The 14,959-nt window shown below is 68.4% G+C and carries 18 protein-coding genes and 1 pseudogene; 10 read left to right on the top strand and 9 right to left on the bottom strand.

Features of this window, described 5'->3' with window-relative positions; translation table 11 throughout:
• Positions 1 to 100: 100 nt before the first annotated feature.
• The 5 genes from arsH to C1I89_RS01900 form a co-directional block, all read right to left on the bottom strand.
• Positions 101 to 835 carry an arsenical resistance protein ArsH gene (arsH, locus tag C1I89_RS01920; RefSeq protein WP_102771120.1) on the bottom strand — a complete coding sequence of 245 codons (735 nt, stop codon included), beginning with the start codon at positions 833 to 835 and terminating at the stop codon, positions 101 to 103.
• A gap of 18 nt (positions 836 to 853) precedes the next feature.
• On the bottom strand, positions 854 to 1,933 hold the full coding sequence (arsB, locus tag C1I89_RS01915) for an ACR3 family arsenite efflux transporter (protein WP_102771119.1): 1,080 nt from the start codon (positions 1,931 to 1,933) through the stop codon (positions 854 to 856).
• Positions 1,934 to 1,937: 4 nt separating this feature from the next.
• Positions 1,938 to 2,438, bottom strand: coding sequence for an arsenate reductase ArsC (locus C1I89_RS01910; RefSeq protein WP_102771118.1), 501 nt, complete (start codon positions 2,436 to 2,438; stop codon positions 1,938 to 1,940).
• 29 nt (positions 2,439 to 2,467) lie between these two features.
• A complete protein-coding gene (locus C1I89_RS01905; RefSeq protein WP_102771117.1) occupies positions 2,468 to 2,794 on the bottom strand; it encodes an ArsR/SmtB family transcription factor in 327 nt (108 codons plus the stop codon).
• Positions 2,795 to 2,970: 176 nt separating this feature from the next.
• The gene (locus tag C1I89_RS01900; RefSeq protein WP_102771116.1) at positions 2,971 to 3,708 is read right to left on the bottom strand and encodes an IclR family transcriptional regulator; all 738 of its coding nucleotides are present in this window, start codon (positions 3,706 to 3,708) and stop codon (positions 2,971 to 2,973) included.
• Positions 3,709 to 3,801: 93 nt separating this feature from the next.
• Between C1I89_RS01900 and C1I89_RS01895 the strand changes: the two genes are divergently transcribed.
• The 9 genes and pseudogenes from C1I89_RS01895 to C1I89_RS01860 all read left to right on the top strand — a co-directional run bounded on the left by C1I89_RS01895 (position 3,802) and on the right by C1I89_RS01860 (position 11,485).
• The gene (locus tag C1I89_RS01895; RefSeq protein ID WP_102771115.1) at positions 3,802 to 4,770 is read left to right on the top strand and encodes a Bug family tripartite tricarboxylate transporter substrate binding protein; all 969 of its coding nucleotides are present in this window, start codon (positions 3,802 to 3,804) and stop codon (positions 4,768 to 4,770) included.
• Between the two features lie 6 nt (positions 4,771 to 4,776).
• On the top strand, positions 4,777 to 5,643 hold the full coding sequence (locus tag C1I89_RS01890; RefSeq protein ID WP_102771114.1) for an amidohydrolase family protein: 867 nt from the start codon (positions 4,777 to 4,779) through the stop codon (positions 5,641 to 5,643).
• A 23-nt stretch (positions 5,644 to 5,666) separates the two neighbouring features.
• Positions 5,667 to 6,662, top strand: a complete 996-nt coding sequence (locus C1I89_RS01885) for a Bug family tripartite tricarboxylate transporter substrate binding protein (protein WP_102771113.1) — start codon at positions 5,667 to 5,669, stop codon at positions 6,660 to 6,662.
• A gap of 38 nt (positions 6,663 to 6,700) precedes the next feature.
• Positions 6,701 to 7,357: pseudogene (locus C1I89_RS35070) on the top strand (RraA family protein); the annotation flags it as partial.
• A 162-nt stretch (positions 7,358 to 7,519) separates the two neighbouring features.
• Positions 7,520 to 7,876 carry a Bug family tripartite tricarboxylate transporter substrate binding protein gene (locus tag C1I89_RS35065; RefSeq protein WP_258231346.1) on the top strand — a complete coding sequence of 119 codons (357 nt, stop codon included), beginning with the start codon at positions 7,520 to 7,522 and terminating at the stop codon, positions 7,874 to 7,876.
• Between the two features lie 38 nt (positions 7,877 to 7,914).
• Positions 7,915 to 8,598, top strand: coding sequence for an RraA family protein (locus C1I89_RS01875; RefSeq protein ID WP_102771111.1), 684 nt, complete (start codon positions 7,915 to 7,917; stop codon positions 8,596 to 8,598).
• The gene (locus C1I89_RS01870; RefSeq protein WP_102771110.1) at positions 8,595 to 9,536 is read left to right on the top strand and encodes an NAD(P)-dependent oxidoreductase; all 942 of its coding nucleotides are present in this window, start codon (positions 8,595 to 8,597) and stop codon (positions 9,534 to 9,536) included. The genes C1I89_RS01875 and C1I89_RS01870 overlap by 4 nt, the downstream gene beginning before the upstream one ends.
• 28 nt (positions 9,537 to 9,564) lie before the next feature.
• Positions 9,565 to 10,545: a Bug family tripartite tricarboxylate transporter substrate binding protein gene (locus tag C1I89_RS01865; RefSeq protein WP_258231307.1), complete on the top strand. Its 981-nt coding sequence runs from the start codon at positions 9,565 to 9,567 to the stop codon at positions 10,543 to 10,545.
• Positions 10,546 to 10,561: 16 nt separating this feature from the next.
• Positions 10,562 to 11,485, top strand: coding sequence for an SMP-30/gluconolactonase/LRE family protein (locus C1I89_RS01860; RefSeq protein ID WP_102771109.1), 924 nt, complete (start codon positions 10,562 to 10,564; stop codon positions 11,483 to 11,485).
• A gap of 9 nt (positions 11,486 to 11,494) precedes the next feature.
• Here C1I89_RS01860 and C1I89_RS01855 read toward each other — a convergent pair whose 3' ends face one another.
• Genes C1I89_RS01855 through C1I89_RS01840 form a run of 4 tightly spaced genes read right to left on the bottom strand, consistent with a single transcriptional unit; the run spans position 11,495 to position 14,132 of the window.
• Positions 11,495 to 11,737 (bottom strand): hypothetical protein, encoded by a 243-nt coding sequence (locus C1I89_RS01855; protein WP_102771816.1) that lies wholly within the window; start codon positions 11,735 to 11,737, stop codon positions 11,495 to 11,497.
• A gap of 35 nt (positions 11,738 to 11,772) precedes the next feature.
• Positions 11,773 to 12,735 (bottom strand): Bug family tripartite tricarboxylate transporter substrate binding protein, encoded by a 963-nt coding sequence (locus C1I89_RS01850; protein ID WP_102771108.1) that lies wholly within the window; start codon positions 12,733 to 12,735, stop codon positions 11,773 to 11,775.
• A 48-nt stretch (positions 12,736 to 12,783) separates the two neighbouring features.
• Positions 12,784 to 13,413: a methyltransferase gene (locus C1I89_RS01845; protein WP_102771107.1), complete on the bottom strand. Its 630-nt coding sequence runs from the start codon at positions 13,411 to 13,413 to the stop codon at positions 12,784 to 12,786.
• 5 nt (positions 13,414 to 13,418) lie between these two features.
• Positions 13,419 to 14,132 carry a PIG-L deacetylase family protein gene (locus C1I89_RS01840; RefSeq protein WP_102771106.1) on the bottom strand — a complete coding sequence of 238 codons (714 nt, stop codon included), beginning with the start codon at positions 14,130 to 14,132 and terminating at the stop codon, positions 13,419 to 13,421.
• A 98-nt stretch (positions 14,133 to 14,230) separates the two neighbouring features.
• Between C1I89_RS01840 and C1I89_RS01835 the strand changes: the two genes are divergently transcribed.
• A complete protein-coding gene (locus C1I89_RS01835) occupies positions 14,231 to 14,944 on the top strand; it encodes an IclR family transcriptional regulator (RefSeq protein WP_102771105.1) in 714 nt (237 codons plus the stop codon).
• Positions 14,945 to 14,959: the final 15 nt, after the last annotated feature.

Raw genomic sequence — 14,959 nt, 5'->3', positions numbered from 1 at the left:
CACTAAATTCACTATAAAGCAAGGGTGTGGGCGCAGGCCTTTCAGCGTTGTCGTATCCATGCTCGCGTACTACCTCATGCCGGAATGAGGCCCGCGGAACCTAGATGGAACCCTGCTTCATCCGCTTCGACAGGGCGATCGCGGTTTCCTTGCGTTCGCTGTAGCGGTCCACGAGATAGGGCGCGACATCGCGGGTGAGCAGAGTGAACTTCATCAACTCCTCGACCACGTCGACGATACGGTCGTAGTAAGGGGAGGGCTTCATGCGCCCTGCGTCGTCGAACTCCTGGTAGGCCTTGGCCACCGAGGACTGGTTCGGAATGGTCAGCATGCGCATCCAGCGCCCCAGCACCCGCATCTGATTCACCGCATTAAACGACTGCGATCCGCCCGACACCTGCATGACCGCCAAGGTCTTGCCCTGGGTCGGGCGCACGGCGCCCACCGACAGCGGAATCCAGTCGATCTGCGTCTTCATCAACCCCGTCATCGCGCCGTGGCGCTCCGGCGAACTCCACACCATGCCTTCGGCCCACTGGACCAGCTCATGCAGCTCCCGGACCTTGGGATGGTCCTCGCCGGCATCGTCGACCAGCGGCAGGCCGGATGGGTTGAACACCCGGGTTTCGCCTCCCAGCGCCTGCAGCAGCCGCGCGGCTTCCTCGGCCACCAGGCGGCTGTAGGAACGCTCTCGCAGCGAGCCATACAGCAGCAGAAAGCGCGGCGCGTGCGTGGCCCGGGCGGCCGGGAAAAGTCCGGCCGGGTCCGGCCGCTGGAACAGCGCCGGATCGATGTTGGGCAAACCGGCCAGGGGGTCGGCGGTGGTGAAACTCATGAAATACCTCTGTTGATGTCAGATCCGCCGAACGCCCGCGTCATACCAGCCTTTGCTCCGATTGACGACCCGCACCACGAGCAGCATGACGGGCACCTCGATGAGCACGCCCACCACCGTCGCCAGCGCGGCGCCGGACTGGAAGCCGAACAGGCTGATCGCGGCGGCGACCGCGAGTTCAAAGAAATTGGATGCGCCGATCAAAGCGGATGGGCACGCAATGTTGTGCTTTTCGCCGACGCGGCGGTTGAGCCAGTACGCCAGTCCCGAATTGAAAAGCACCTGGATCAGAATAGGTACCGCCAGCATAGCGATCACCAGGGGCTGGCCCATGATGGCTTCGCCCTGGAACGCAAACAACAGCACCAGCGTCAGCAGCAGCGCCGCCATCGAAAACGGCCCGATCCGATCGAGCGCCGCCTCGAACGCCGCCTGGCCGCGGCGCAGCAGCGCGCGGCGCCAGAGTTGGGCGAGAACCACCGGAATCACGATGTACAAGCCCACGGACACCAGCAAAGTATCCCAGGGCACGGTAATGGCCGACAGGCCCAGCAGCAGCCCGACCACGGGCGCGAACGCGAACACCATGATCGTGTCGTTCAGCGCCACCTGTGACAGCGTGAACACCGGATCGCCGCCGGTCAGGCGGCTCCAGACGAACACCATGGCGGTGCACGGCGCGGCAGCCAGCAGAATCAGGCCCGCAATGTAGCTATCGAGCTGATCGGCGGGCAGCCACGGCGCAAAGATCTGGCGAATGAACAACCAGCCCAGCACGGCCATCGAGAACGGCTTGACGGCCCAGTTGATGAACAGCGTCACGCCAATGCCGCGCCAGTGCTGCCTGACCTGGCCCAGCGCCCCAAAATCAACCTTGAGCAGCATCGGAATGATCATCACCCAGATCAGGATGCCCACGGGCAGATTGACCTGGGCGATTTCCCAGCGCCCCACGGCCTGGAACAAGGCCGGCATGAGCCGGCCCAGCGCCACGCCCAGCACAATGCAGAGAAATACCCACAGCGTGAGATAGCGCTCGAACAGATTCATGGCGGGGCGCCGACCCGCAACGGCCACGGCCTGCGTACTGGACGACATCGGCTTACTCCCCGGACTGGCCGATACCGCGCAGCTCGGCCTGAAGCGACAGGGCGTCCAGACGTTCGAGCGGCAAGGACAGGAAGAGTTCGATACGGCGCTTGAGCATGCGCGCCGCGTCATGGAACGCCTTCAGGCGCTCTTGCTCGCTTCCCTCGTGCGCCGCGGGGTCCGGTATGCCCCAATGCGCCGTCATCGGATGGCCCGGCCATACCGGGCAGGCTTCACCAGCCGCGTTATCGCATACCGTGATGATGAAATCCATTTTCGGGGCCTCGGGACCGGCAAACTCGTCCCAGCTCTTGCTGCGGTAGCCGTCCGCCGGCAGCGCATAGGATACGAGCGTGGCGAGGGCCAGCGGATGCACTTCGCCCTTGGGCGTGCTGCCCGCGGAGTACGCCCGAAAGCGGTCGGCGCCCAGGCCGTTGAGCAGGCCTTCTGCCAGGATCGAGCGCGCGGAATTGCCGGTGCAAAGAAAAAGTACGTTGAAAGGGGAATGCGACATGAAAATTCCTGGCAGGAGCGAGTGGATGTTCAACAAGTCGTGCAGACGCCGGATTCGGACGCCTCGCAGGGAGCACCTTGGCAGCAATGCTCCGTGAGGTAGCCAAGCAATCCGCTCATCCGCGAAAAATCGGCGCGATAGATCAGATTGCGTCCTTGCTGCTCGACGCTGACCAGGCCGGCGTGGGCCAGTTCCTTCAGATGGAAGGACAGCGTGTTGCGCGCGACGCCGAGTTGTTCGGCCAGCACGCTGGGCATGAGCCCGGGCACGCCGGCCACGACCAGCGCGCGAAAGGTCCGCAAGCGTTGGGGATGGGCAAGGGCGCTCAGGGCGGAGATGGCTTGATCTTCGTTCATGATTCGATCATACAACGATTATTGAATCATTTTGGCTGCGATACCGCGGTGGCCGTACGGAATCGCATAATTCTAACTTTACATAATACACATTATGCGCATATGACACTTGGCTTTATCGGCTCCGATCTGAACTACTTGTCGCCGTAATGTAGCAATGAGACGCGGCCCCCTCCTCACCGCCCCAGCCCCTGGCGCACACCCATCATCGACCTGGACAGCCTGCTGGCCGCCGCCAGAATCGCTTCTTTGTGTTCCAGCAGCACCGCTTCCGTCAGCCGCGAAATCGGTCCCGAGATGCAGATGGCGCCCTGCAAGGTCCAGTTGATGCCATAGACCGGCGCTGAAATGCTGGATACCTCGGCGTCGCGTTCACCCAGGGAAAGCATGTAGCCTGCGCGGCGCACGGATTCATAAGGCTCGCCCGGCTCTCCGGAAAACGCCAGCAGGATGCGGCCCGGGCTGCCCAGCTCGAGCGGCAGCGCCGTGCCGACGCGCACGTGGTGGCGGATCGACTTCGGGCCTTCCACGCGCGCCATGCAGATGCGCTGCTTGCCCTCGCGCACGTAGAACGTCGCGCTTTCTCCGGTGGCCGCCGACAGCTCGCGCAGCACCGGCTGCACCACTTCCACGATGTTGAAGGTGGCCTGGTAGCACGCGCCCAGCCAGCCGGCGGCGCGCGCCAGCCGCCAGGTGCCGTCCGGGCGCTGGGCCAGGTAGTCGTCCATCGCCAGCGTGCGCGCCAGGCGCAGCACGGTGGAGCGATGGCAGCCGGTGCGCCGGCTCAGTTCGGCCAGCGTCAGGTGCGTGTCGTCCACGCCGAACGCCTCCAGGATGCTCATCGCGCGGCGCACCGCCACCACGCCTTCCTCGGCCGGAGAGTCGTCTGTATCGGGGGTCTGTTCGGTTTTCATTGTACGCAACACGTTTCACTGTACGGACTTGCATTGTATTGTCCGGAACACCGATCCACAATGCAGCACCTAAAACAAGATCGGAGACTAATCATGAAGCAGATCGCTCGCGTCCTGTCCGCATTGGCCCTGGCGTGCGTAAGCAGCCTGGGCGCGGCCCAGGACTATCCCAACAAGCCCATCCGCCTGATCGTCCCGTTCCCGCCCGGCGGCGGCACCGACGTGCTGGCGCGCGAAGCCGCGATCAAGGTGGCCGGCAATACGGGCTGGAACATCGTGACCGAGAACCGCCCCGGCTCGGGCGGCAATATCGGCGTGGACGCGGTCGCCAAGTCGGCGCCGGACGGCTATTCGCTGGTGCTGGGCCAGACCAGCAACCTGGCGATCAATCCCACGCTTTACGCCAAGCTGCCCTACGACCCGGAAAAGGATCTCACCGCCATCGGCCTGGTCGCCGACGCGCCGCTGGTGATCGTGGTGCCAGCCAATTCGCCGCTGAAGTCCTTCGACGACATGATCGCGGCGGCCAAGGCCAAGCCTGGCTCGCTGAACTTCGCCAGTTCGGGCAACGGCACCGTGGCGCACCTGGCCGCGGTGCAATTGCAGAACGCCGCCGGCATCCAGCTCACGCACATTCCGTACAAGGGCGCGGCCCAGGCCTCCAACGACCTGATCGGCGGCCAGATCGACATGTATCTGTCGTCGGTGCCCACGCTGATCGGCCACGTGCGCAACGGCAAGATGCGGGCGCTGGCGGTGACGTCGGCGCAGCGCGTGCCCGATATGCCGGACGTGCCCACCATCGCCGAACGCGGCTTTCCCGGCTTCGAAGCCGTGACCTGGTTCGGCCTGGCCGCGCCGGCCGGCACCCCCAAGGACATCGTGCAGCGCCTGAACGCCGAATTCAACAAGGCGCTGCAGGCCCCGGACCTGGGCGCCAAGTACCGGGAACAAGGCGCGCGCGTGCTCAGCAGCACGCCCGAGGAGTTCTCCAAGCTGATCCACGACGACCGCATCCGCTGGGGCAAGATCGTCAAGGACTCGGGCGCCAAGGTCGAGTAAGCGGCCATGCTGCCTCGCTATCCGTACTCCAGCGGCCAGGCGCGGCCGGCCACGGCCGCCCCGCCCGGCGCCTGCGATTGCCACATCCACGCCTATGACGCCCGCTACCCGACCGCGCCCGGCGCAACGCTGTCGCCGCCGGACGCGTCGATGGCGCAGTACCGCGACATCCAGGCCAGGCTGGGCATGCAGCGCGCCGTGCTGGTGACGCCGTCGACCTACGGCGCCGACAACCGCGCCATGCTGGACGGGCTGGCGCTGCTGGGCGAACAGGCGCGCGGCGTGGCGGTGATCGACGGCAGCGAAAGCGATGCGCAGCTCCAGGCCCTGCACGAGGCCGGCGTGCGCGGCATCCGGCTCAATCTTTCCCTGGGCGTGACCAGCCGCGCCGACCAGATCCTGCCGCTGGCCGCGCGCGTCGCGCCGCTGGGCTGGCATGTGCAGTTGCTGATGGCGCCCGACCGGTTGGCGGCGCTAGCGCCGCTGCTGTCGGCGCTGCCCGCGCCCATCGTGTTCGACCACATGGCGCGCATCGGCCCGCAACAGGCCGGCGCGCACCCGGCCCATGCGCTGGTGCTGCGCCTGCTCGAACGCGGCCGCGCCTGGATCAAGCTGTCGGGCGGCTACATCGTCAGCCCGCGGCGCTGCGTCGAGGACGCCGCGCTCGATGCGCTGGCGCGCGGCTACCTGGACGCCAATCCCGAACGCGTCGTGTGGGGCAGCGACTGGCCCCACGCGTCGGCCTCCGCCGGCATGCAACCCATGCCGGACGACGCGCGCCAGCTCGACCGGCTGGCCGACTGGACCGGCGGCGCCCGGCTGCGCCAGGTCCTGGTGCACAACCCGGCAGCCCTTTACGGCTTCCCGGCATGACCCAGACATCACGGAGACTTCCCATGCATGCCCCCCTCTCCCCTGCCCGGCGCCGCTTTCTGGCGACCGGCGCGGCGCTGGCCGCCGGCGCCGCCTTCGGCGCGCGCGCCGCGCAGCCATGGCCCGCCGGCAAGACCATCACCTGGGTGGTGCCCTACCCGGCCGGCGGCAGCACCGACGTGCTGGGCCGCGCCATCGCGCAGCAGCTCGACGCGCTGTTGTCCACGCGCGTGATCGTGGACAACCGCCCCGGCGCCACCGGCACCATCGGCGCGGCCCGCGTGGCCCGGGCCGACCCCGACGGCCTGACGCTGCTGGGCACGTCCATCGGTCCGCAGGCGATCGCGCCGCACGTGCTGGGCAAGCTCACCTACGACCCCATCGCCGATTTCGCGCCCGTCATCCTCATAGGAACGATCCCGCATCTGCTGGTGGTCGGCAAGGCGCAGCCCTACGCAAGCGTGGCCGAACTGGTCGCGGCCGGGACCAAGGCCCCGGAAAGCCTGGCCTATGCCTCCGGGGGCACGGGCACCATCCTGCACATGCAGGGCGAGCTGCTGCAGCAGAAAAGCGGCGCGCGCTTCCTGCACGTGCCCTACAAGGGCGACACCCCGGCGCTGCAGGACACGCTGGCCGGCCAGGTCCAGTTCGCCTTCATTCCGGCGGCGGCTGCGCTGCCGCACGTGCAGACCGGCGCGCTGCGCGCGCTTGCCGCCACCTCGGCGCAACGGCTGCCCGCCCTGCCCGGCGTGCCCACGATGGCCGAGGCGGGCTACGACGACTTCGTGGTGGAGCAGTGGCAGGCGGTGTTCGCGCCGGCCGCCACGCCCGCCGAGGCGATCGCCCGGCTCAACGCCGGTATCGGCCGCGCGCTGCAAAGCCCCGCGCTGGTCGAACTGGCCGGGCAGCTCGGCATCACGCTGGCCGGCGGCACGCCGCAGGCCCTGGACCAGATCCGCAAGGCTGACTTCGACAAATGGGGCAAGGTCATCCGCGAGGCCGGCATCAAGCCGGCCTGATCCCCCGCCCCGATTCCCTACTCTCTACAGGAACACTCATGGCCAATCAGGACATCATCAAGGACTTTCCGCGCGTCGACGCCGAGATCGTGCGCCGCGCCGCGCAGCTGCAACCCGCCATCCTGGCCGACGTGGCCGGCCGCCGCGGCGCGCTCAACGGCCGCATCCGCCCGCTGCATCCCGGCATGAAACTGGCCGGCACGGCGCTGACCGTGGAGGTCCGCCCCGGCGACAACCTCATGATCCACGCGGCGATGTCCCTGGCACGGCCGGGCGACGTGCTGGTGATCGACGGCAAGGGCGATCTCAGCTCGGCGCTGATGGGCACCATCATGATGAACGCCTGCCGCAAGCTGGGCATCGCCGGCGTGGTGATGGACGGCGCCGCGCGCGACACGGCGGAAATCATTGAAATGGACTACCCGGTGTTCGCCGCCGGCGCCAATCCCAACGGCCCCACCAAGAACGTGCCCGGCCGCATCGGCCATCCCGTCTCGGTGGGCGGCGTGACGGTCAATCCGGGCGACTTCATCATCGGCGACGCCGACGGCGTGGTGGTGGTCGAACGCGAAAAGATCGAAGGCCTGCTGCCCGCGGCCGAGAAGAAGGTGCGCGACGAAGCCGCGCGCATCGCCGCGATCCAGGCCGGCGACACCGAAGCCAAGTGGCTCNATCGGCCATCCCGTCTCGGTGGGCGGCGTGACGGTCAATCCGGGCGACTTCATCATCGGCGACGCCGACGGCGTGGTGGTGGTCGAACGCGAAAAGATCGAAGGCCTGCTGCCCGCGGCCGAGAAGAAGGTGCGCGACGAAGCCGCGCGCATCGCCGCGATCCAGGCCGGCGACACCGAAGCCAAGTGGCTCGCCGCCGCGCTGCGCGCCGCCGGCGTCCTGAAGGAAGGAGAATCGCTGTGAGCGCCGCCGCTGCGGGCAAGCNGCCCGGCGTGCCCACGATGGCCGAGGCGGGCTACGACGACTTCGTGGTGGAGCAGTGGCAGGCGGTGTTCGCGCCGGCCGCCACGCCCGCCGAGGCGATCGCCCGGCTCAACGCCGGTATCGGCCGCGCGCTGCAAAGCCCCGCGCTGGTCGAACTGGCCGGGCAGCTCGGCATCACGCTGGCCGGCGGCACGCCGCAGGCCCTGGACCAGATCCGCAAGGCTGACTTCGACAAATGGGGCAAGGTCATCCGCGAGGCCGGCATCAAGCCGGCCTGATCCCCCGCCCCGATTCCCTACTCTCTACAGGAACACTCATGGCCAATCAGGACATCATCAAGGACTTTCCGCGCGTCGACGCCGAGATCGTGCGCCGCGCCGCGCAGCTGCAACCCGCCATCCTGGCCGACGTGGCCGGCCGCCGCGGCGCGCTCAACGGCCGCATCCGCCCGCTGCATCCCGGCATGAAACTGGCCGGCACGGCGCTGACCGTGGAGGTCCGCCCCGGCGACAACCTCATGATCCACGCGGCGATGTCCCTGGCACGGCCGGGCGACGTGCTGGTGATCGACGGCAAGGGCGATCTCAGCTCGGCGCTGATGGGCACCATCATGATGAACGCCTGCCGCAAGCTGGGCATCGCCGGCGTGGTGATGGACGGCGCCGCGCGCGACACGGCGGAAATCATTGAAATGGACTACCCGGTGTTCGCCGCCGGCGCCAATCCCAACGGCCCCACCAAGAACGTGCCCGGCCGCATCGGCCATCCCGTCTCGGTGGGCGGCGTGACGGTCAATCCGGGCGACTTCATCATCGGCGACGCCGACGGCGTGGTGGTGGTCGAACGCGAAAAGATCGAAGGCCTGCTGCCCGCGGCCGAGAAGAAGGTGCGCGACGAAGCCGCGCGCATCGCCGCGATCCAGGCCGGCGACACCGAAGCCAAGTGGCTCGCCGCCGCGCTGCGCGCCGCCGGCGTCCTGAAGGAAGGAGAATCGCTGTGAGCGCCGCCGCTGCGGGCAAGCCCGCCATCGTCGTGACCGCGGCCGACCTGGCGCCCGAGGCGCAGGCGCTGCTGCAGGATTTCGAACTGGTCTACGCCGGCCAGACTCCCACCGAAGAAGGCATCGTCGCACTGTGCCGCGAGCACAATCCGGTGGCCATCATCGTGCGCTACAACCGCGTGGGCGCGGCTGCGATGGACGCGGCCCCGGCGCTGCGGGTGATTTCCAAGCACGGCAGCGGCACGGACACCATCGACAAGGTGGCCGCCGCCCAGCGCGGCATCGAGGTCGTCGCGGCGGTGGGCGTGAACGCCGCCGCCGTGGCCGAACAGGCGCTGGCGCTGCTGCTGGCCTGCGCCAAGTCCGTCGTGGGGCTGGACCAGCGCATGCGCGCGGGCCACTGGGACAAGTCCACCCACAAAAGCCTGGAGCTGGGCGGCAAGACCATCGGCCTGGTCGGCCTGGGCGCCATCGGCCGGCGCATGGCGGCCATGGCGCACGGGCTGGGCATGCGCGTGATCGGCTTCGACCCCTACGCCGCGAACCTGCCGGACTACCTCGCAAGCGTGCCGCTGGACACGATCTGGCGCGAGTCCGACGTGGTGTCGCTGCATTGCCCGCTCACCGACGAGAACCGCGGCATGGTCAATGCGCAGACGCTGGCGCAGTGCCGGCCCGGCGTGATCCTGGTGAACACCGCGCGCGGCGGCCTGGTCGACGAGGACGCGCTGCTGCAGGCGGTGCGCTCGGGCCACGTCCGAGCCGCCGGCCTGGACAGCTTCGCGGTCGAACCCATGGCGCCCGGCCATCCGTTCCAGCAGGAACCCCGCATCATTCTCAGCCCGCACATCGGCGGCGTGACCGGCGCGGCCTACGTCAACATGGGCGTGGCCGCCGCCCGCAACGCGCTGGACGTGCTGGCCCGCCCGCGGGCCTGACGCACGACGAAAAACAGGAGGAAGACAAATGACCTACCGTATCCGAGCCCGCGCATTCATGCTTGCCGCCGCCCTGCCGCTCCTGGCCTGCGGGGCGGCGCAAGCCGCCGACGCCTGGCCCAGCCGCCCGGTGCGGGTGGTGGTGCCCTACGGCCCCGGCGGCGCGGTCGACGTGGCCACGCGCAAGATGGCGCAGATGCTGTCGACGCAGACCGGCCAGAGCTTCATCGTGGAGAACAAGCCCGGCGCCACCGGCACCATCGGCGTGAGCCAGGTGGCCCGCGCCGCGCCGGACGGCTACACGCTGCTGGCCAACGACACGACCTACTCGCTGCTGCCCCATATCTTCAAGCAGCTGCCCTTCGATCCCGCCAAAGACCTGCAGCCGATTTCGGCTTTCGTGTTCGCGCCGATGGCGCTGGCGGTATCGGCCGACAGCCCGTACCGCAAGCTCGATGACCTCATCGCGCAGGCGCGCGTCAAGCCCGACACGGTCACCTATGGCTCGGGCGGCCCGGGCACCACGCCGCACTTCGCCGCCGAAGGCCTGGCGCTGGCGACCGGCGTAAAGTTCATGCACGTGCCTTTCAAGGGCGCGGCCGAAGCCACCCAGGCGGTGCTGGGCAAAGTGATCGACTTCCAGTTCGCCTCCACCACCGGCGTCATGGGCCCGGTGCAAGGCGGACAATTGCGGCTGCTGGCCGTCAGCGGCGCACAGCGGCTGGCCGTGCTGCCCGAGGTGCCGACCTTTTCGGAAGCCGGCGTGAAGGATTTCGGCGTGGTCAACTGGACCGGCCTGTGGGCGCCCAAGGGCACGCCGCCCGAGGTCACCGAACGCCTGCAGCGCGAGGTCGCCAAGGCCATGGCCTCGGAAGAAATGCAGACCTTCGCGACCAAGATGGGCGCCGAACCGCGCGCGGTCGACGCCGCCGAGTTCGGCCGCATCCTGGCCGACAGCAACGCGATGTGGGGCAAGGTGGCGCGCAGCATCGGCTACGACGCCAAGTAGGCCCCGGGGAGACGCCATGTTTTACGCGCAAGCGCCCGAGTTGGCGCAATTCGAAGTCTGGACGTCCATGCCCGAGCGCTGGCGCCGTCCCGAACGCAGCGACTGGGCGGACGCCAACCGCGGCGGCGCGCCCGTCGACTCCTTTCTGGAAGGCCCCGTGTTCGACCGTCACGGCAATCTGTATGTGGCCGACATTCCGTGGGGCCGCGTGTTCCGTATCGGGGCGGACCGCGAGTGGTCGCTCGTGGCCGAGTACGACGGCGAGCCCAACGGCATGAAGTTCCTGGACGACGGCCGCCTGCTGATCACCGACTACAAGAATGGCCTGATGACGCTGGACATCGCGAGCGGCCAGGTCGCGCCCTATCTGGCGCGCCGCAACAGCGAGCGCTTCAAGGGCGTGAACGACCTGATCTTCGACGCCCGGGGCAATCTGTACTTCACCGACCAGGGCCAGAGCGGCCTGCACGACCCCACCGGCCGGCTGTACCGCCTGCGCCCCGATGGCGGCCTGGACTGCCTGCTGGACAACGTGCCCAGCCCCAACGGCGTGGCGCTGTCGCCCGACGGCAAGGTGCTGTACCTGGCAGTCACGCGCGGCAACTGCGTGTGGCGCGTGCCGCTGATGGCCGACGGCAGCGTCAGCAAGGCAAGCCAGTTCTTCACCTCGTACGGCCCCAGCGGGCCGGACGGCCTGACGGTGGACGAGGCAGGCAATCTGCTGGTCTGCAATCCCGGCCTGGGGTATGTCTGGCTGCTCAACCACCGCGCCGAACCGCTCATCGTGTGGCGCAGTCCGGCGGGCGCGTCCACCACCAACATCGCATTCGGCATGGATGACCGCCGCAAGCTGTTCTGCACCGAATCGGTGTCCGGCTCGATCCTGTGCGCGCGGGCGCCGCATCCCGGTCTGGCGCTGGCCAGGCCCGGCTCGCGCTGAGCGGCCGGTTCAATTACTGTTGATCCAGTCCTGGGTGTCCTGGATGAACCAGGGAAGATTCAGTTTTTCGCCTTCGCCGGACTGGATGGTCAGGCGCTGGCCCGGCGCGCTCTGGCTTCCGTGCGCGGCCGAAGGCGGCCGGCTCCGATAGTCCATATCCGTTTGCCGGGGCGGACTATCGGCGCAGGCGGCGACCGCCGCGCAGGCGAGCGCGGCAAGAACTGGCTTGAGGGCTGAGTGACGGATCTTCATGCTGCCACTATACGCGCCCGGCCAGGCGCGCGCCTTCATTCGATCTCGATGCCCGCCTGCTCGATCAGCGCCGTCCATTGCTTCGTGTCGCGCCGCACGATGTCGGCCAGCCCTTGCGGCGAACTGGACACGAACTCCACGCCCTGGGATTCGAACTTCTGGTTCAGCTCGGGATTCTTCAGCGTTTCGATCACGGCCTGGTTCAGCTTCGCCAGCACCTCGGGCGGCGTGCCCGCCTTGGCGAACAGGCCATACCAGGTCGTGTACGACACGCCCGGCACGGTCTGCGAAACCAGCGGCAGCGTGGCCGTGTCAGCGCCCTTGCTGGGCGCGCTCATGGCCAGCGCCCTGATCGAACCCTTGTCGATCATGGGCTTGAGCGAAGGCATGCTGCTGAACAGCGCCTGCACCTGGCCCGAGGCCAGGTCCGTCAGCACCTGCGAGGTGCCCCGATACGGCACGTGCACCACGTCGATCTTGGCGTTGCTCTTGAAAAGCTCCATGCCCAGGTGGGCCACGCCGCCCACGCCCGCCGAGCCGAAATTGACCTTGCCGGGATGGGCGCGGGCGTAATCGACCAGGCCCTGCACCGAATCCACCGGCAGCTTGGCGTTGACCACCAGCACGTGCGGGCTCTCCGTCAGCAGGCTGATCGGCGCCAGCAGTTCCAGCACGTTCTTGCCTTGCATGGCCTTGGACGGCACCGTCATGTTGCCGGAGGCCGGCATCAGCAGCGTATAGCCGTCCGCTTCGGCGCCCAGCACCTGGTTCAGGGCCGGCACGCCGTGGCCGCCGCCGGCGTTCACCACCACCACCGGCTGCCCGAGGCGGTCGCCGAACAGTTTGGCGAATTCGCGCCCGACCATGTCGGCCGGGCCGCCGGCCGCGAACGGCACGACCATGCGGATGGGACGTTCCGGATATTCGGCCTGGGCCTGGGACATGGGCGCAAGCGCTGCGACCAGGGCGATGGCGCCCAGCGTTTGTTTGAGCAACATTGTCTTCCTCCTGTGGGTAATGCGGGAATCTTCTTGTGCGGGGCCGGACTAGCGCGCCGGCGCGATGTCCAGCGTGGCGCGCGCCAACGCCTCGTCGAGCCAGACCGGCCTGAGTTCGCCGCGGGCGATGGCTGCCATGCGCAGCGCTTCGGCGCGGCCCTTGGCCAGCGCCGCGGCGATCAAGGCCTCGCTTTCGTCGGGGCTGAACACGACCAGGCCGTCGTCGTCGCCCAGCACCCAGTCGCCCGGATTGACGGCCACGCCGCCGCACCGGATCGGGCGGCCGACGCTGCCGCCGCCGGTCTTGGTCGGCCCCGCCGGCGACAACGCCGCGGCGAACACCGGCAGCGCGCCGGCGCGCAGCTCGGCGGCGTCGCGCATGGCGCCGTCGACCACGACGCCGCTGAGGCCGGCCGCCGCCGCCTGGGCGCACATGATTCCGCCCATCACGGCGCGGTCCGCGTAGCCCTGGGCGTCGACCACCAGCACGTCGCCCGGCCGCGCGGCGGCCAGCGCGGCATGAATCGCCAGGTTGTCGCCGGCCGGCACCGACACGGTGAGCGCGCGGCCGCGCAACAGCCACCCCGCCCGCAGCGGCTTGATCGGCGCGTGCATCGCGCGCGCGCCCACGTCGGCCAGCAAGGTGCTGCAAAGACCTTCGGTAAACACATCGGACATCACGTTCACTCCATCAGGGCCGACACGACGGCCGGGAAAATGCTCTGGAAGGCCTCGCCGTAGCGCGCGCCCCCGGTCTTGCCGCGACGGCCGGCCTGCGCGCCGCGCTGCAGCGCCACGCGTTCGTAATAGGCCCACAGATTGCGCTGCGTCGGCATGGCCTGCATGGCCGCCCACTTGCGGTCCCACACTTGCGTGATATCCAGCAGCACGTTGGGCCTGAAGCCGCAAAGCTCGGTCTGGTGCGGTTCGAAACACAGCACCTGCGGCGGCACCACGAAGTCGGCGCCATGCCCGGGCGCCATGGCCTGCATGCGCGCGCGCAGCGTCATTTCGAACGTGCGGCAATGGTCCAGATTGGAGGGATCGTGCTCCGGATGCGTCAGCACCACCGACGCCCGCGTACGGCGCAGGGTTTCGGAAATGCGGCGCACGGAGTCCGCCGATTCCGGCATCGGGTAGTCGCCCAGGTCATGAAAATCCAGCGAACTCACGCCCAGGATGTCGGCTGCGGCCTCGGCCTCGGCGCGGCGCTGCGCCTTCACGTCATCGCGCGCGGTGTCATCCCCCCACGCCGAATTGGACTCGCCGTTTTCGCCATAGCTCAGGCACACCAGGTGCACGTCCACGCCACGCTGCGCATGCAGCGCCATCGCGCCGCCGCAGCGCCAGACGAAGTCGCCCACGTGCGCGGTGACCACCAGCATCGAACTCGCCATCTCTTTCTCCGGATTGGGAATGGCTTCATTGTATTTTTATGAAATGACGTTGTATCCAGTACAATCAACCAGCAAATTCAACATACTTGGAGCACTCGATGAGTAACGACGGCGTGGTGGCGGTGGAACGGGCGCTGAGCGTGCTGGATTGTTTCCGGCCCGGGGCCGAACACCTGTCGCTGGCCGATTTCGCGCAGCGCCTGCCGCTGCACAAGACCACGATCTTCCGCCTGCTCAATTCGCTGGCGCGCTGCGGCTACGTGGTGCGCGAGGCCGACGGGCGCTATGGGCTGGGGCCGCGCGTGCTGTTTCTGGCGCGGGTGTACGAGCGCGGCTTCGACCTGTCGGCCGTGGTGATGCCCATACTGGAAAACCTCTCGGCCGATACCGGAGAAAGCGCGGCCTATTACGTCGAGGGCGGCGAGCCGGGGCAGCGGCTATGCCTGTTCCGCCATCAGCCGCACGAAGGGCTGCACAGCCAGGTCATCGCCGGCAGCGTGATGCCGCCCGACAAGTCCTCCACCGGCCAGGTGTTCGCGATCTGGGCGCAAGGCATCCAGCAGCGCGGCGACACCGCCCTGCCCATCTTTTCCTGCGGCGCGCGCGACCCCTACACCTCGTCGTGGTCCGTGCCGGTGATCGGCCAGGACGATATGTTCGTCGGCGCGCTCACCATCGCCGGGCCGTCCGAGCGCCTGAAGACGGTGGACGCGGCCCGGTTCGAGGCGCTGATACTCGAACGCGCCGACGAACTGTCCAGGCGGCTCGGCGCGTCGGCCGAAATGCGCGGCGCCTTGTACGGCCGCGGCTAGGCGCCGACGCTCGGC

The sequence above is a fragment of the Achromobacter pulmonis genome (assembly GCF_002885955.2).
Lineage (GTDB): Bacteria > Pseudomonadota > Gammaproteobacteria > Burkholderiales > Burkholderiaceae_B > Achromobacter > Achromobacter pulmonis_A.
The sequence above is the reverse complement of the archived record's forward strand: the minus strand, read 5'-3'. Positions and strand labels throughout refer to the sequence as shown.

What these genes read in the sequence shown, in the direction of transcription:
- arsH (WP_102771120.1), bottom strand. Translation starts at nt 835, where the DNA reads ATGAGTTTCACCACCGCCGACCCCCTGGCCGGTTTGCCCAACATCGAT.
- arsB (WP_102771119.1), bottom strand. Translation starts at nt 1,933, where the DNA reads ATGTCGTCCAGTACGCAGGCCGTGGCCGTTGCGGGTCGGCGCCCCGCC.
- C1I89_RS01910 (WP_102771118.1), bottom strand. Translation starts at nt 2,438, where the DNA reads ATGTCGCATTCCCCTTTCAACGTACTTTTTCTTTGCACCGGCAATTCC.
- C1I89_RS01905 (WP_102771117.1), bottom strand. Translation starts at nt 2,794, where the DNA reads ATGAACGAAGATCAAGCCATCTCCGCCCTGAGCGCCCTTGCCCATCCC.
- C1I89_RS01900 (WP_102771116.1), bottom strand. Translation starts at nt 3,708, where the DNA reads ATGAAAACCGAACAGACCCCCGATACAGACGACTCTCCGGCCGAGGAA.
- C1I89_RS01895 (WP_102771115.1), top strand. Translation starts at nt 3,802, where the DNA reads ATGAAGCAGATCGCTCGCGTCCTGTCCGCATTGGCCCTGGCGTGCGTA.
- C1I89_RS01890 (WP_102771114.1), top strand. Translation starts at nt 4,777, where the DNA reads ATGCTGCCTCGCTATCCGTACTCCAGCGGCCAGGCGCGGCCGGCCACG.
- C1I89_RS01885 (WP_102771113.1), top strand. Translation starts at nt 5,667, where the DNA reads ATGCATGCCCCCCTCTCCCCTGCCCGGCGCCGCTTTCTGGCGACCGGC.
- C1I89_RS01875 (WP_102771111.1), top strand. Translation starts at nt 7,915, where the DNA reads ATGGCCAATCAGGACATCATCAAGGACTTTCCGCGCGTCGACGCCGAG.
- C1I89_RS01865 (WP_258231307.1), top strand. Translation starts at nt 9,565, where the DNA reads ATGACCTACCGTATCCGAGCCCGCGCATTCATGCTTGCCGCCGCCCTG.
- C1I89_RS01860 (WP_102771109.1), top strand. Translation starts at nt 10,562, where the DNA reads ATGTTTTACGCGCAAGCGCCCGAGTTGGCGCAATTCGAAGTCTGGACG.
- C1I89_RS01855 (WP_102771816.1), bottom strand. Translation starts at nt 11,737, where the DNA reads ATGAAGATCCGTCACTCAGCCCTCAAGCCAGTTCTTGCCGCGCTCGCC.
- C1I89_RS01850 (WP_102771108.1), bottom strand. Translation starts at nt 12,735, where the DNA reads ATGTTGCTCAAACAAACGCTGGGCGCCATCGCCCTGGTCGCAGCGCTT.
- C1I89_RS01845 (WP_102771107.1), bottom strand. Translation starts at nt 13,413, where the DNA reads ATGTCCGATGTGTTTACCGAAGGTCTTTGCAGCACCTTGCTGGCCGAC.
- C1I89_RS01840 (WP_102771106.1), bottom strand. Translation starts at nt 14,132, where the DNA reads ATGGCGAGTTCGATGCTGGTGGTCACCGCGCACGTGGGCGACTTCGTC.
- C1I89_RS01835 (WP_102771105.1), top strand. Translation starts at nt 14,231, where the DNA reads ATGAGTAACGACGGCGTGGTGGCGGTGGAACGGGCGCTGAGCGTGCTG.